General features: G+C 47.8%; 12 protein-coding genes. 8 read left to right on the top strand and 4 right to left on the bottom strand.

Annotated elements, in window-relative coordinates:
• Nucleotides 1–109 precede the first annotated feature (109 nt).
• A complete protein-coding gene (gene ilvD, locus H6F68_RS26720; protein ID WP_190563737.1) occupies nucleotides 110–1,792 on the top strand; it encodes a dihydroxy-acid dehydratase in 1,683 nt (560 codons plus the stop codon).
• A 257-nt stretch (nucleotides 1,793–2,049) separates the two neighbouring features.
• Nucleotides 2,050–2,670, top strand: a complete 621-nt coding sequence (locus tag H6F68_RS26715; protein WP_190563735.1) for a hypothetical protein — start codon at nucleotides 2,050–2,052, stop codon at nucleotides 2,668–2,670.
• A 21-nt stretch (nucleotides 2,671–2,691) separates the two neighbouring features.
• On the opposite strand, the gene H6F68_RS26710 is transcribed toward H6F68_RS26715, so the two are convergent.
• Both H6F68_RS26710 and H6F68_RS26705 read right to left on the bottom strand, forming a co-directional pair.
• Nucleotides 2,692–2,997, bottom strand: a complete 306-nt coding sequence (locus H6F68_RS26710; protein ID WP_190563733.1) for a hypothetical protein — start codon at nucleotides 2,995–2,997, stop codon at nucleotides 2,692–2,694.
• Between the two features lie 142 nt (nucleotides 2,998–3,139).
• Nucleotides 3,140–4,864: a cellulase family glycosylhydrolase gene (locus tag H6F68_RS26705; RefSeq protein WP_190563731.1), complete on the bottom strand. Its 1,725-nt coding sequence runs from the start codon at nucleotides 4,862–4,864 to the stop codon at nucleotides 3,140–3,142.
• An 811-nt stretch (nucleotides 4,865–5,675) separates the two neighbouring features.
• Here H6F68_RS26705 and H6F68_RS26700 point away from each other — a divergent pair.
• Together H6F68_RS26700 and H6F68_RS26695 are read left to right on the top strand one after the other, a co-directional pair.
• Nucleotides 5,676–5,849, top strand: coding sequence for a PCP reductase family protein (locus tag H6F68_RS26700; protein WP_190563729.1), 174 nt, complete (start codon nucleotides 5,676–5,678; stop codon nucleotides 5,847–5,849).
• Between the two features lie 749 nt (nucleotides 5,850–6,598).
• Nucleotides 6,599–6,985, top strand: a complete 387-nt coding sequence (locus tag H6F68_RS26695) for a hypothetical protein (protein WP_190563727.1) — start codon at nucleotides 6,599–6,601, stop codon at nucleotides 6,983–6,985.
• A gap of 897 nt (nucleotides 6,986–7,882) precedes the next feature.
• Here the strand turns inward: H6F68_RS26695 and groL are convergent.
• Together groL and groES are read right to left on the bottom strand one after the other, a co-directional pair.
• The gene (gene groL / locus H6F68_RS26690; RefSeq protein ID WP_190563725.1) at nucleotides 7,883–9,520 is read right to left on the bottom strand and encodes a chaperonin GroEL; all 1,638 of its coding nucleotides are present in this window, start codon (nucleotides 9,518–9,520) and stop codon (nucleotides 7,883–7,885) included.
• A 142-nt stretch (nucleotides 9,521–9,662) separates the two neighbouring features.
• On the bottom strand, nucleotides 9,663–9,974 hold the full coding sequence (groES, locus tag H6F68_RS26685) for a co-chaperone GroES (RefSeq protein ID WP_190436980.1): 312 nt from the start codon (nucleotides 9,972–9,974) through the stop codon (nucleotides 9,663–9,665).
• Nucleotides 9,975–10,764: 790 nt separating this feature from the next.
• Here groES and H6F68_RS26680 point away from each other — a divergent pair.
• From H6F68_RS26680 to H6F68_RS26665, 4 genes are all read left to right on the top strand, one after another.
• Nucleotides 10,765–11,727: a hypothetical protein gene (locus H6F68_RS26680; RefSeq protein WP_206755567.1), complete on the top strand. Its 963-nt coding sequence runs from the start codon at nucleotides 10,765–10,767 to the stop codon at nucleotides 11,725–11,727.
• A gap of 337 nt (nucleotides 11,728–12,064) precedes the next feature.
• Complete coding sequence (gene atpD, locus H6F68_RS26675; protein WP_190563721.1) at nucleotides 12,065–13,522, top strand: F0F1 ATP synthase subunit beta; 1,458 nt, start codon at nucleotides 12,065–12,067, stop codon at nucleotides 13,520–13,522.
• A gap of 105 nt (nucleotides 13,523–13,627) precedes the next feature.
• On the top strand, nucleotides 13,628–14,041 hold the full coding sequence (gene atpC, locus H6F68_RS26670) for an ATP synthase F1 subunit epsilon (RefSeq protein ID WP_190563719.1): 414 nt from the start codon (nucleotides 13,628–13,630) through the stop codon (nucleotides 14,039–14,041).
• A gap of 262 nt (nucleotides 14,042–14,303) precedes the next feature.
• Complete coding sequence (locus H6F68_RS26665) at nucleotides 14,304–15,209, top strand: hypothetical protein (RefSeq protein ID WP_190563717.1); 906 nt, start codon at nucleotides 14,304–14,306, stop codon at nucleotides 15,207–15,209.
• Nucleotides 15,210–15,214 lie beyond the last annotated feature (5 nt).

The raw sequence follows: 15,214 nt of genomic DNA, 5'->3' as shown, positions 1-15,214 counted from the left end.
CGATTTAGTCATTACTGTGAGGATAAACAACATCACCAATAGTCTTGCATTCTGACAAAATCAGAGAAAGCAATGAACCTAATCCTCACAGCTTTTACAGGAAAGAAGAATGCCTGACAACGTTAGAAGCCAAGTCGTAACTCAAGGTGTCCAGCGATCGCCTAATCGTGCCATGCTTCGGGCAGTTGGATTTGGCGATGATGACTTTACCAAACCCATTGTAGGGGTCGCTAACGGTTATAGCACGATTACCCCGTGCAATATGGGCCTAAACGATTTGGCAAAGCGGGCAGAAACCGGGGTGAAAATGGCTGGGGCAATGCCTCAAATGTTTGGCACCATTACTATTAGTGACGGCATTTCGATGGGAACCGAAGGGATGAAGTACTCCCTGGTTTCCCGCGAAGTGATCGCTGACTCGATTGAGACGGCCTGCATGGGCCAAAGCATGGATGGCGTGTTGGCCGTGGGTGGCTGCGACAAAAACATGCCCGGAGCCATGATTGCGATCGCCCGGATGAATATTCCGGCTGTTTTTGTGTATGGCGGCACGATTAAGCCAGGGCATCACAATGGTAAAGACTTAACCGTGGTTAGCGCCTTTGAAGCAGTAGGCGAATATAGTGCTGGCAAGATCAGCCAAGACGAGCTATTGGAAGTAGAACGTAAAGCTTGCCCTGGTGCGGGTTCCTGCGGCGGTATGTATACCGCTAACACCATGTCTTCTGCGATCGAAGCGATGGGCATGAGCTTGATCTACTCTTCTACGATGGCGGCTGAAGATGCGGAAAAAGCGGAAAGTGCTGAAAAGTCAGCTTTTGTTTTGGTCGATGCCGTTCGCAAGCAAATTCTGCCTCAGCAAATCCTGACTCGCAAAGCCTTTGAGAATGCGATCTCGGTAATCATGGCTGTGGGTGGCTCTACTAACGCGGTGCTGCACTTACTCGCGATCGCCCATGCCATCGGCGTTGAACTTACGATTGACGACTTTGAAACTATCCGGGGCCGTGTACCTGTCTTGTGTGACCTTAAGCCATCTGGTCGCTATGTCGCCACCGATTTGCACCAGGCGGGCGGTATCCCTCAAGTGATGAAGATGCTGCTGGAACATGGCCTGCTACATGGGGATGCGCTGACTGTGACTGGGCAAACTTTGGCTGAAGTCCTGGCTGAAATCCCGGCTGAACCTCGCGTTGACCAAGATGTGATTCGTCCCTGGGACAATCCCATGTATCCTCAAGGGCACTTGGGTATCCTCAAAGGCAACTTGGCAACGGAAGGTTCTGTCGCGAAGCTAACTGGGGTGAAGAACCGTCGCATCACTGGCCCTGCACGGGTGTTTGAGTCGGAAGAAGATTGTTTGAAGGCGATTCTGGCGAAGCAAATCCAAGCAGGAGATGTGATTGTCATCCGCTACGAGGGTCCAAAGGGTGGTCCTGGGATGCGAGAAATGTTAGCTCCTACCTCAGCGATTATTGGTGCAGGCTTAGGAGATTCCGTGGGTCTGATCACAGATGGTCGCTTCTCCGGTGGCACTTACGGGATGGTTGTGGGTCACGTTGCACCTGAGGCAGCTGTAGGAGGTGCGATCGCGCTGGTTCAAGAAGGTGACACCATTACCATTGATGCAGATGGGCGGCTGTTGCAACTAAATGTGTCGGATGAGGAGTTGGCGCAGCGTCGGGCAAATTGGCAACCTCGTCCGCCTCGATATACGAAGGGGGTTTTGGCGAAGTATGCGAAGTTGGTGGCTTCGAGTAGTGTGGGTGCGGTGACTGACCTGAGTTTGTAGTCTGTTGCTGCATAACAACAGTAAATGCTTGGGGGCGCTTGCCCCCAAACCCCCGCTGAGGGACGGTTGCGTCCCTCAGGCTCCCTCCAAAAGTTTTTGATGGGCTTTGAGTTCGAGAGTTGATATCGGCCCAATGAACAAACTGTATCTATCTGTGTCGGTTTTCTAAGAATTTGGTTCATAGGTCCCCAGGTTATGGTCTGGGTTGGTAGCTTGGCAGGGTAAGGCGTCTTATTCAGTCGTATCTAAATAGAGTGATGACGATCAAAGTTGATGGTCTCAATCCTATTTCCAATACTTTGCGGGCTACAACGAACCAGGTTCTGACGCATGCTGAGCAGGCTAGAGTTAGAGCGGCAGATGCTGTGAGTGCTACAGCTCAACAAGCACAAATGTCTATCACTTATGCAGTTGAACAAGCCAAAAGCTCACTAGAAGGCACAGTGCAGCAAACTGGGAGCTTGAGTAGTGGTATGACTGACGCGATGCAAAATGCCTTGGGTGGGGCAATACAACAGTGGATGGCGGGACATCAGTTTTGGGCTTGGCTGATTCAGCATCCTTTGATCTCGGTTGGGTTGCTGCTGGTGTTGTTAGTACTGTTACAAGGATTGTTCAGTGCGATCGCCCAGTTAATTCAACGGGCAGGATTAGCTTTACTGCGATCGCCCTGGCAACTCAGCCAATGGTTGTTTGGTTTTAGCACCAAGTCATTTCAGGCAGCTCTGGCTCCGGGTCCAAAGCAAGAAGCTGAATCGAAGCAGCAAAGACTGACGGAAATTGTGCATCGGCTAGAAGCTCTCAAGCAGGAGCAGGATGCGCTGTTGCAAGAAGTCAAAGCAATCGTGACGTCGGACTCTGCCACGCCCAACAGTTAAGGCTTTTAGCGATCGCTTCAACTAGCCACATTGGCTCTGCCGTTCGTAAGCCTCCCCTTTGCGAACATCTGCTGGGACGTAGACTGAGCCACCTCCGGAGTTACTGTTGATGTAGTTGCCACGGGCGGTGCTGTTGCAGTTAAAAGCAGTCACCGTAGGTTGGGGCGATCGCTGCCCACACAAGTTTTCTAAGTTGATTAGTTGGTTGCTGTCGGTTTCCATGTAGCAAACGGGAGTATCCGAGCTGGGATTGGTCGTGGTTGCTGGACGAGGCGTGTCTACTTGAGCGATCGCTGGAGCAGTGACTAGTAAAGCAATTGCAGCCATAGCCAACCGAACAAATAATTTCTGCATAATGAATCCAAATGAAGGTGCAGGTAGGGGCGAATGGGAATTCGCCCTCACAATGTTGCACGTAGCAACTCAATTACTGGCTAGAGAAAGTGGAAGCACAAATTGCGATCGCTGGTTATTTCACCGTCACTTGAGTGGGTTTATAGTCGGTGCCGAGTTTGTTGGCGCAGAAACCCATCTCTAGGGTTTGGTTTGGCGCAATGACTCTGGCCCAATCTGGAGCGGTGGCAACATAACCTGTGCTTTGCTTCACCAAATTGCCATTCCAGCTATTAGCGATCGCGGCTTGATTCATCTGGAAGGTGACTTGCCAGTTAGAGCTACTATTCGTTGTGCCAGAGTTGGTCACACGCAGATTGGTACAAAAGCCAGAAGCCCAATCGGATTGCATAATCGCTTCTGCTTTTAGTGCAGTGGAAGTTGTAGGTGTGGGAGTAGGCGTTGGCGTAGGAGATGGACTTGGACTGGGAGCAGGAGTTGGGCTAGGGCTGGGGGTTGGACTCGGACTGGGGCTGGGTACAGGAGTCGGACTAGGGGTAGGACTGGGACTGGGCGTAGGACTGGGAGTCGTACTGCCAATCTGATTGGTGGTAGAACCAACCACACCAGTGGCTAGTGAGAGCAACGAACCTAAAAGTTGTTGTTTAGCGCTGTTAACGGTGCGCCAATCATCTTGCAGAATGCCACCCGTATCACCACTGTTGGGGTTCCAGCTCCAGTAGGTAAAGCTGAGATTTTTCTGGTTAATAAACTCAACAAATTTGCGTTGCCAAATCCCCTCTTTAGAGGTGCTATCGACTTGTCGCCCGCCAAACTCCCCAACCAAGATGGGCGCAATCCCTTGAGTGGCAATGTAGTGGAATCCAGTTTCCCAACGGGTTGGCAGGTTGTTGGGGAAAGTTGGATCAGAGAACCAGGCTTGGTTGAAAACACCAGGACCATACTCGTGCGGAGAATAAACTAGCTTGTTGGCTACAGGTAAACGTACTGGGTTGTTCTTCACGCCTTCTAAGTTAGCGCCCCACCAATGGTTGGCAAGTTGTTGTCCTGCCACGTTTTTCTCGACACCCTCTACCACAATTAACCAATGGGGTGCGATCGCCTGAATCGCTTTACCCGCTCGTTCTGCCGCTAGTCGCCAATCAGTTGCAGGGTCATTTGTGCCCCAGCTGGCCCGACCATGCGGTTCGTTTTTCAGGTCAGCACCAATCACGTTCGACTGGTTCTTGTAGCGGGTGGCCAGCATTTTCCAAGTGTCGATCCAGTCCGCTTCGGTAAAGCCATCCCCATACCAAAGTTCAGGGATTTGCTGATCGTTGAGTCGATGACTGTCGAGTAGCACTAGCAGTCCTTGACGATTGGCTTCTTGAATCACCAAATCCATAATTTGCAGGGGAGTTTTGCCTTGCAGCTCGCGATTGCTGCCGATGCTGAAATCAACCCCTTGCACAGTGCTCGATCGCAACGATTGCACCGAGTAAGGTAGGCGAATTAGGTTATAACCCTGGCTTTTGATTTGAGCCAGCATTTCTTTGTAATCTCGCACCCACAAACCGTGTGGTGCATGGGTTTCAGTTTCGATGCCAAACCAGTTGATTCCTCGTAACAGGACTGGCTGACCGCTAGCATCCACAATCCGAGATCCTTTCGTAGATAGCGGCAGTTGAGCATTGGTGGCTGCATCGGCAACTTGCATTGCACCCGGTTGTAAGGTGAAACCAAGGACCGAAAGTACAAAGGCTCCTCGATAAAAGGACCGCCAAAAGCGAGCGGTGCGAGAACGCTGAGCCACAAACTGGCTTTGAGCAGATTGCTGTTGCAGTGTCGTTTGACGTGCCATCTGATTGCCTCCTCTACGATGTCGCGTGGAGTTAGGCAAAGTTGAATTCCAAAGCAGTGTGAATGTTGTCAGCCCAAGTGACTGTCTGAGCAGGGCTCAGAGGGATATTTATTTAACTGGATAGAGAACAATGCCAAGACTAAAGCCAGCGGAAACAGTGTTTCCACAAAATGCAGAAAGGAAGACTGGTATAGCTGGTACAGCTAAGTTGAGTTGGGGCGATCGCCTTAATTTGAATGAGAAAAACTTAAACCAAAAATTCCATCAACAATCGAACATCATCAATTAGCGCTTAACCTTACGACTGGACTCGGATTATCTGCAATCGTTCGGCGCGAACGAGTAGACGTTATTGGTAACAGAATTCGTGTGATCAGAGGTGATCATTACTTCAGAGCGCACACAACTGAGGGAAGGAAGGCCGTTGTTCTAGCGCAACGGCTTTCAAGATAACGGATATAGCTTCAGCACCCTGGTAATTCAGCACTATTCTGACTGATTTCACACTTTTTGGAGTCAACTTCACACTAACGACACAAATCTAAATTTTTGATGAAGCTATGTCATCCCTAAAATTACTTAGCCAATTAAAAATAGAACCGCAAACCAAGAATAATGAGTTGTAATTTTTTATACTAGGGTGCTTCAAGCCTAAAGCTAGCGGCCTTTTCACTCTGTCGGCTGAGCTCGGTAACTTCACGGTATAAAAATAATTTAAGTCTGGATTTTTTCTTGCCATCTGTTCCAGGCAAGTCTACGCTCTAAAAATGGCGCAAAGCCCAAATCAATGAGCCGATGGGAGATACAGACGATGAGTGATGCAATTCAGTGGACCGCCGACGCAGAAGCCCGTCTCAAAGAGATTCCTTTCTTTGTTCGTCCAGCTGCCCGCAAAAAAATCGAGAAGTTTGCTCAAGAGGCAGGCATCAACCAAATCACGGTCGAAGTCTACGAGCAAGCCAAACAAAAATTTGGTTCCAATTAAGTAACTGCCCTGCTACCTGTGGGGCGATCAATTTCTGGATAAATGCTGTCAATAAATTCATCGGCTTTATATGAAGAGCTGATAAAAGCTAATAAAACGCATTAACTGCCGCACTGTCTACAAAGCTTATTAGTGAGGGAAATAGTGTCAGCTTTGTATATTTCTTGGCCCGTAATCTAAAGCTTCTTTTGAGCTGAATGCAATCTTTTGTTTGTATGTCACGGAAAAATGTTGACAGGTTAGCCGTTATACAGGCAGAGTGAGCTTGCTCAATTGTGGAGTTGAAAATGAACAAGTTTATGGCTCAGATTCTAGAGGTGGCCGCTAATAGTCTTGCATCGAAAAAGCCCGAGAAGAATCCTGAGGCGATCGCTATTAGATATTACTAAGAATTTAAGTCTTCAATCTCTATCAATCTACACAGCCAGAGACCTTATCGAAGATAAGGTCTCTGGCTGTGTGCACTAAACACCATGAGAAAGTTTTCTTCAAAGTCCATTGCCCTGAAGCGATCGCAGTATTTGGTTGTATGCCTGGATTTAGGTATCTATACACTCAAGTATAGCGAGACTTTGAATTTTGACCTTTATATGTGCATATCAAAAGGTGTTCAATTTCAAATGTTTTCGATAATGAATAACCTGAATGCTGATCTTTCGTTTATATTTCACAGAAAAATGTTGACAGGTTAGCCGTTATACAGGCTGCGAAGAACTTGTTCAATTGTGGAGTTGAAAATGAACAAGTTTATGGCTCAGATTCTAGAGGTAGCAGCTAATAGTCTTGCATCGAAAAAGCCCGAGAAGAATCCTGAGGCGATCGCCCCCACTTTAGAGCCCAAACATTTACTTTCAAAGCAAGCATTGTCAACTGATAGAGAACTACAACTGGCCCAAAAGAAAGAGATTGGTCAAAGTTCTAAGCTTGGACTATTTGATTGGCAGTCCATAACTGCTATCTGCATACTGTGGGTTTCTACACTTTTCTGTATTACAGCGATGCAAATGACTAGTGGTCGATTAATGATTAACCTAGAAGTCGAAAAAAGCAAAATAAAGCTGATAACAGATATAGATAAGCGAGAAGGACACCTACCTGAAAAAGATATGACTCAGAACATCCCATCGTCTTACTAATAAGTAGTAGGTATTGCTGTGGCGTTTGAAGGGATGGTCTAGTAACAATCATCCCTTTGATTAGTACAAACAATCACTCTCTGTTTCAAATATGAATAGTAATTTGAGGAATTCTGAGTAGGGTTGACGTAGCAGTTAGATGGGGTGGATTAGATCTAGGTCTCACAGACAAACCAAAACGGGTAGACAAAGCCTGAATGTAGCGCTTGGCTGTGTTAGTTTGCTTGTTTTGGCTAGTTTAATGATGCTGAGGTCTTTTGTGTCCAAGCTAAGACCGTTCCTCCCAGCCCTCGGTTTTCTCTGTGGTTTGCTTTTAGCTGCGATCGCAGCTAAAAGCAATATCTTCCTTGTAGGAATACTAATAGGATCGCCAGGATTGCATGGGGTATTAATTGCCAAAGGCGCTCTTAGGGGTCAGAGGCAAGCAAAATTGAATAAAAAATGCCTGATCGGGGAACTTGCTTGTGCCAGTTTGCTGGTTGTGGCTAGTTTAATGATGTTGGCGTCTGCTGCGTTCTATAAAATACCCTTCTTCTCAACCCTCGCTCTTCTCTGTGGCTTGCTTTTAGCGGCGATCGCGACTCTTCCACTAATCATTACAGGAGTGCTGAAGGTCATCACAGCGGTGAGGCAAAAGCGAGAGATGTGGCAGAGCGTATTGAAGCTGTTACTAAATTCTTTAGCGCTTCTAATCTATTTGGTGGCTCTAGCCTGGATAAGTATGTTCCTAGTCTTCCTCTTGTCCGGTGAGCCTTATATGGGTAACTAGCAGCCTAATTTCGACATGGGCGATCGCGATCACTTTGGTTGCTAAAAAACCGCAAAAGAAAAAGTAGGAGCGGTACATGACCAACTCCTACCCTTGGGACTAATTGACTTAAATGATTGGCGAAAGACTTAGTAGTCGAAGTCGCCGCCCATGCCAGCACCAGCACCAGCAGGAGCGCCATCCTTAGGCTCAGGTTTGTCAACCACAATGCACTCAGTGGTTAGCACCATGCCAGCGATGGAAGCTGCGTTTTGCAGAGCAGAGCGGGTAACCTTCGCAGGGTCAACGATACCAGCTTCAAACATGTCAACGAATTCGTTGGTCGCTGCGTTGAAGCCAACGTTGAAGTCCTTCTCTTTGACGCGCTCAGCAATGACCGCACCGTTTTGGCCTGCGTTCTCAGCAATCCGCTTTAGGGGAGCAGCTAGGGCGCGAGCCACAATCAAAGCACCTGTGAGTTCTTCACCCTTGAGGTTGCCGTTTGCCCACTCTTCCAATTGAGGAGAGAGGTGAGCCAAGGTGGTGCCACCACCAGGAACGATGCCTTCTTCAACCGCAGCCTTGGTTGCGTTGATCGCGTCTTCCAAGCGGAGCTTACGATCCTTCATTTCGGTTTCGGTTGCTGCGCCGACTTTGATGACTGCAACGCCACCTGCCAATTTAGCCAAGCGCTCTTGTAGCTTCTCTTTGTCGTAAGAAGAATCGGTTTCTTCCATTTGACGGCGGATTTGCTCAACACGAGCTTTGACTTGAGCTTCGTTGCCTTCAGCCACGATGGTGGTGGTGTCTTTGGTCAAGGTGATGCGACGAGCGCGACCTAGGCTATCTAGCTTGGTGCTATCTAGTTTCAGACCTGCATCTTCGGTAATCAATTGACCACCAGTTAGAACAGCGATGTCTTCGAGCATTGCTTTACGGCGATCGCCAAAGCCAGGAGCTTTAACAGCCGCAACATTTAGAACACCACGTAGACGGTTCACAACCAAAGTTGCGAGCGCTTCTTTCTCAATGTCTTCTGCAATGATGACCAAGGGGCGACCAGCACGAGCAACTTGCTCTAGTACGGGCACCAAATCTTGCACCAAAGCAATTTTCTTGTCGGTGATCAAGATGAAAGGCTCATCTAGAACTGCTTCCATCCGCTCGGTGTCGGTGGCGAAGTAGGGAGAGATATAGCCTTTGTCAAAGCGCATCCCTTCGGTGATTTCTAGTTCGGTGGTCATGGACTTCCCTTCTTCTAGGGAAATCACACCTTCTTTGCCCACCTTGTCCATCGCGTTGGCTATCATTTGACCAACTTCATCGTCGTTACCCGCAGAGATGGCACCGACTTGAGCGATCGCCTTGGAATCTTCAACAGGGCGAGCGTGCTCTCTAATTCTGTCCACCAAGAAGCCTGTACCTTTGTCGATACCGCGCTTGAGGGAAATCGCATTGGAACCCGCAGCCACGTTACGCAGACCTTCTTTAACGATGGCGTGAGCCAACACGGTTGCAGTGGTGGTGCCGTCACCCGCCGCGTCGTTAGTCTTGGAAGCAGCTTGACGAATCAAGGAGACGCCAGTGTTCTCAACGTGGTCTTCGAGTTCGATTTCTTTGGCGATCGTGACACCATCGTTGACGATTTGGGGTGCGCCAAACTTCTTCTCTAGAACTACGTTGCGGCCTTTGGGACCCAAGGTGACAGCAACTGCTTCAGCCAGGATGTCCATGCCTTTTTCTAGAGCACGACGAGCGTTTTCGTTGTAAATGATGCGCTTAGCCATAGGATTTAAGTTCAGTAATGAGGACAACGAATTAGATGGAATCTTGAAAGCTTTGGTGTTTAGCAATTAGCAATTAACTCGTGCCAGCCTTGGGGTGCAGCTTTGTTCAACCTTCAGCAGTTAATGGCTAATGATTTCTAAACTATGAAACAATCGCGAGAATATCTTTCTCAGAGAGCAATACGTACTCTTCGGTACCCAATTTGATGTCGGTCCCTGCATACTTGGAGTACAGTACTTTGTCACCAATTTGTACTTCGAGTTCCTGACGAGCACCATCGTCGTTACGCTTGCCAGGACCTACTTGGACAACTTCTCCAACCTGAGGCTTCTCCTTAGCGTTGTCAGGCAGAAGGATGCCACCTGCGGTTTTTTCTTCAGCCGCGCTGACTTTAACAAATACGCGATCGCCCAAAGGCTTAACGGTAGAAACGCTCAGAGATACAGCTGCCATAAAAAATTCTCCACACTACAGGTTTAGATCCAGTTCAATTTCGGCAGGCCCAGTCTAGTCAAGCCAAACCTGAAATGTCGTAACCCATGCTGCAGCAATAAGCTTTTGTCCACAGTCATAGGTCGATCTGAATCCGGGGGATTGAGGCGTTAGCACTCTCCATCCCTGAGTGCTAATCTACCCAAGGTCAGATACGATTGCAACTGATTCGGCTGTACGGGTTCCCGAACTTAAAATTTGTTGCTGGTTACAGTCTTACCGATAGGCGATCGCTACTATCGCTGTGTGTTACTCGTTTCGGGCCGATGCAGCCAAAGCGATCGTGCTGCTTTTAGCGTCTTATCTTGCTCTTGACTAAAGACGGGCAAAATTAAATTTTGTATCAAACCCTACATACCGTGTTTTTACTGGCTGATTTAGAACTCCAGTCCTGAATATTCGTATAGGTCTGAATGATCAAAAATCAGGTTTCAGCCTTGTAGCCTTAGTTACCAAAGCTTTTTATCCAACCTAAGCTTAAATTCATTCACCCTTTACAATCAGAGTTGGAATGTATTTTTTTGGATAATTCTACGTAGGGACACTAGGGCTCTTAAATCAGGACATGCCAACTTAACATTGGAAGTTCGGTTTAGAGTTTGTACTTGCGATCGCAACCTAAGCAGATTCAGTTGATCTACAGTTAGTTGGTTTAGCCACAGTTAGTTATAGCTTTCCTAGCCAGCTTTACCCAGTCGCGGAAAGAGTTCGGTTGGGCCACTTCCAACCCCATCATGCATTTTCGAGAACCATGAATTTTATGGGGATCTCTACAGGTACAGCCCTTCAATCTCTATTCTTAGCACTAGCGCTAGCAACGGGCTTTGGTTCTGATGCTCAGGCAACTTTACTATTCGACCGGGGACTACCCAACGAAAACATCAATAATACAGCTCCCAATCATCCTGCCTTTGATCCAGACCGTAGCAATATTACTTGGGGATTTGCCGATCGCATAGGCTCTGGCTACTCTTACCCCTTGGGCGACGACTTTTCGTTTGGCATCGCAGGACAAAAGTATTTGGTTGACACCTTGCGAGTGTGGGCAGTGATTGGAGTTGCGAATACAGCAGCAACGATTCCTAATAACTTCTGGCAGAACTTCACCTTATGGGGTGGTCAGGTAGACTCAGGAGCAGCTGGATTGAGCGCAGTCCACAGTGGACCAACCAATGGTTCTGACCCCCAGATTAAGATTTCTCAAGTCACCTATGTGGATGGTGGAAACTATTGGGCAGAACCAGTTCAGCTATACCGTAAGATTTGGCAAATAGATTTTACGGGTCTCAATTGGGCGATTGAGGGAGGCCAACTGTACCAGTTCTTTGTCGATGGCAATGGCTTTACTAGCCTAGACACTTGGAATGTCTTTCCTGTCCTTCATGCATCTAATGCTGCTTTAAGTGGCTCCCCCTCAGCAGGAGCAGATGATTTCTATCGGCTACTGCGGATTAAGCAGGGTACGCCAGATTATGTTGGCACCTGGAACTCTAATAACCTGGGTCTACCAGGAACTTATGGCGCTAGTGGTTTATCAGGGCGGGGTGGCTGGAATAAGTCATCAGATATCAATGTGCAAATTTACGGCAACCTCTTTCCAACGACCAACCCAACTGTAATTCCTGAATCCAGTTCTGTTGGCAGTCTGCTGGGATTAGGGGTATTGGGAATTGGAGCTTGGCTAAGAGGGCGAAAGCGCGATCGCCAACCCTAAACTTAATCCTCGTTATTGAACCCTGTTGCTAACCACTGTTACCAAACAATCGCTTCTGTAACTCCATCCCGCTCTCGATCAGAATTTGATCCTGACCATTGCAGAGCGATCGCGTTTACAACTTCAATTTTGATATAGCAATCCCACTTGGTTTGTGAAGAGTGTGCCTCTCACAATCCGATAAACTTATGAAGCATTTAGGACGGCTATAGAAGTGTGAAACTGAGTCCAACTTCAAAAAGATTTACGATTCCCCTTCAGTGATAAGCTGGAGGATGGCGACTTTTAAGACTGTCCTTAAGTACTCGAAATAGCTGTTCACAACATAGGCGCGAGCATGGTCACCACGGCAGAAAAGACAAATGTTGGTTACGTTTCCCAAGTCATCGGTCCCGTTTTAGACGTTAGATTTCCTAACGGTAAGATGCCGAGGATCTATAACGCTTTAAAGATCGAAGGTAAAAATGCAGCGGGACAAGACGTTGCTATTACTTGCGAAGTGCAGCAGCTTCTAGGCGACAACCAAGTTCGTGCCGTCGCCATGAGTTCCACCGATGGCTTGGTGCGTGGAATGGAAGCCGTTGACACAGGCGCTCCCATCAGCGTGCCCGTCGGTGCTCCTACCCTAGGCCGAATTTTTAACGTGCTGGGTGAGCCCATCGACAACAAAGGCCCAGTTGATACTCAAGAAACTTTCCCCATCCACCGTGCCGCTCCCAAGTTAACCGACCTGGAGACAACACCTTCCGTATTTGAAACTGGGATCAAAGTGATCGACCTGCTGACCCCCTACCGTCGGGGTGGCAAGATTGGTCTATTTGGTGGTGCTGGTGTAGGTAAGACCGTCATCATGATGGAATTGATCAACAACATCGCTACCCAGCACGGGGGAGTCTCCGTATTTGGTGGTGTAGGCGAGCGCACCCGTGAAGGGAACGACCTCTACAACGAAATGATGGAATCCGGGGTTATCAAGAAGGACAACCTCAACGATTCTAAGATTGCTCTTGTGTATGGTCAGATGAACGAACCACCCGGAGCCAGAATGCGGGTTGGTCTGACTGCTCTGACGATGGCTGAGTACTTCCGCGATGTCAACAAGCAAGACGTATTGCTGTTCATCGACAATATTTTCCGTTTCGTTCAAGCGGGTTCTGAAGTATCAGCGCTGTTGGGTCGGATGCCCTCTGCGGTAGGATACCAGCCCACGCTCGGTACTGACGTAGGTGACCTGCAAGAGCGGATTACCTCTACCACCGAAGGTTCGATCACTTCGATCCAAGCGGTTTACGTGCCTGCGGACGACTTGACCGACCCAGCACCTGCAACCACCTTCGCTCACTTGGATGGAACCACCGTACTTTCACGGGGTCTCGCTTCCAAAGGTATTTACCCTGCGGTAGATCCTCTCGACTCTACCTCCACCATGCTTCAACCCAGCATTGTTGGAGATGAGCACTACAACACCGCTCGCGCAGTCCAATCGACGCTACAGCGCTACAAGGAACTGCAAGACATTATCGCCATTCTGGGTTTGGATGAATTGTCTGAAGACGACCGGGTGATCGTAGCGCGGGCTCGTAAGATTGAGCGTTTCTTGTCTCAGCCCTTCTTCGTCGCAGAAGTGTTTACGGGTTCTCCTGGTAAGTATGTCTCGATCAAGAATACGATCAAAGGCTTCCAGATGATTCTGGGTGGCGAGTTGGATGCGCTTCCTGAGCAAGCCTTCTACCTGGTAGGAGACATCAACGAAGCGATCGCCAAAGCCGAAAAAATGAAGGCAGACGGCAAATAGCAACGAGATGAGAGGTAAGGGACGCGAGGTGAGGAGCTACGAATCCAAATTTTGCTTCTTTGGCCTTGAGTCCCCCACTCTTATTCCCTAGCCCTGGAGAAACCTATGACATTAACTGTACGTGTAATTGCCCCAGACAAAACTGTTTGGGATTCTACGGCTGAGGAAGTTGTTTTGCCTAGCACCACTGGGCAATTGGGCATCCTGAGCGGCCATGCTCCCCTACTCACCGCCCTGGAAACTGGCGTGATGCGCGTCCGTCCTGATAAGGATTGGGTCGCGATCGCCCTGATGGGTGGTTTCGCAGAGATCGAAGCCGATGAAGTCACCATTTTGGTGAATGGTGCAGAACGCGGTGAAGCGATCGACTTGGACAAAGCTCGCGCTGCCTACTCGGAAGCAGAAGCTCGCGTCAACCAAGTACAAAACGGTACCCGTCAAGAACAAATTCAAGCTACCCAATCTCTCAAGCGGGCCCGAGCCCGTCTGCAAGCCGCAGGTGGTGTGGTGCAGCTTTAATCGAGCCTTAATTACTTTTCAGTCTTAACTCCCTTTGGTCTTGCGCTAGAGGGAGTTTTTTATATGCAACTTACTAATCTTGATAAGAGCTTCACCAAAGGCGCATAAAATCACAAAATTCCTTCTATGTTGCGCTGCTAGACTGTTGCCGAACCAGGCTTTTCTGAAGGTATTTTCAAGTTTTTATTAGAGAATTTCTACCTAAAGCTTGGATTCATAAAGGCTCAAAAAAATTAATTAAGATTCAGTAGGGGCATTTGAGATGAGACTTCGGCTTATTTTATCCTCGCTTGTACTAGCTCCATTACTGAACTTAATTCATCCAATTGCGATCGCACTTGCACAAGAAGAGGTTGGGCCAGCTCTCACTGAAGCTGAATTATTAAGTTCTCTTGCTGGAGATTATGCCAATATCGGGCAGAAAAATCAGGCTATTCAGCTATTAAAAGAACCTTTATCACTCAATCAATCATTGGTAGAACCTTGTCACAAACTTAGACTTTTAGCCAGTGTTGCAGGTCAATATGCTTTCGTGGGAGAAAAGGTTAAAAGCTCAGACATTTTCACTCAAGCTCTAAGCATTTTGAAGGCAATTGAATATTGTGGGCCAGAACCATCTAGTTCTAGCTGGAGTAAACCAACAGCTTGGATCGGAGTAGCATTTCTAAACCATGCTCAGACAGGCCAGTATGATACAGCCTTTCAAATTGCAACTGGTTTCGGCGATCAATATCTTGATGATATTCAGACTAATGCGCCATATGGCCTCGTCAGAACTGACACAGAATGGATCAAGTTAAATATTGCAATTCAGCGCAAATTAGCTGATTTTTACTTCAGAACCAAGGAATTTGACGAAGCTAGAAGAATATGGCTTGCTTTAGCTGATTACTACAAGGAGCAAGGAGAGGCTGAACAGGCAACTAAGTTTCAAAGCTTGGCCTCAAAGATTGAGCCAACAAAAGAAGATAATTCTTTGAACAATCAATCTCCAGGAGACAAAGCTCGAAGTACTCTTTATCACTGTTTTGTAGAATCAGAGTTACTTCGTTCTAATAATCTAGGATGGGTCCTTGGAAATACTCTCAGCTCAGAAGAGTTGAAACCAATTCTCGATCTATGTGAGGAAGCAAAACTTACTGGACAAAACATAGAAATTACCGAATAGGTTTT

The sequence above is a fragment of the Trichocoleus sp. FACHB-262 genome (assembly GCF_014696035.1).
Taxonomy (GTDB): Bacteria; Cyanobacteriota; Cyanobacteriia; order FACHB-46; family FACHB-46; genus Trichocoleus.
The sequence above is the reverse complement of the archived record's forward strand: the minus strand, read 5'-3'. Positions and strand labels throughout refer to the sequence as shown.

Bases quoted from the DNA above. Each gene is read 5' to 3' on its own strand.
- H6F68_RS26715 (WP_190563735.1), top strand. From the start codon at position 2,050: ATGACGATCAAAGTTGATGGTCTCAATCCTATTTCCAATACTTTGCGG.
- H6F68_RS26710 (WP_190563733.1), bottom strand. From the start codon at position 2,997: ATGGCTGCAATTGCTTTACTAGTCACTGCTCCAGCGATCGCTCAAGTA.
- H6F68_RS26680 (WP_206755567.1), top strand. From the start codon at position 10,765: ATGAATTTTATGGGGATCTCTACAGGTACAGCCCTTCAATCTCTATTC.
- H6F68_RS26705 (WP_190563731.1), bottom strand. From the start codon at position 4,864: ATGGCACGTCAAACGACACTGCAACAGCAATCTGCTCAAAGCCAGTTT.
- ilvD (WP_190563737.1), top strand. From the start codon at position 110: ATGCCTGACAACGTTAGAAGCCAAGTCGTAACTCAAGGTGTCCAGCGA.
- atpD (WP_190563721.1), top strand. From the start codon at position 12,065: ATGGTCACCACGGCAGAAAAGACAAATGTTGGTTACGTTTCCCAAGTC.
- H6F68_RS26695 (WP_190563727.1), top strand. From the start codon at position 6,599: ATGGCTCAGATTCTAGAGGTAGCAGCTAATAGTCTTGCATCGAAAAAG.
- H6F68_RS26700 (WP_190563729.1), top strand. From the start codon at position 5,676: ATGAGTGATGCAATTCAGTGGACCGCCGACGCAGAAGCCCGTCTCAAA.
- groES (WP_190436980.1), bottom strand. From the start codon at position 9,974: ATGGCAGCTGTATCTCTGAGCGTTTCTACCGTTAAGCCTTTGGGCGAT.
- atpC (WP_190563719.1), top strand. From the start codon at position 13,628: ATGACATTAACTGTACGTGTAATTGCCCCAGACAAAACTGTTTGGGAT.
- H6F68_RS26665 (WP_190563717.1), top strand. From the start codon at position 14,304: ATGAGACTTCGGCTTATTTTATCCTCGCTTGTACTAGCTCCATTACTG.
- groL (WP_190563725.1), bottom strand. From the start codon at position 9,520: ATGGCTAAGCGCATCATTTACAACGAAAACGCTCGTCGTGCTCTAGAA.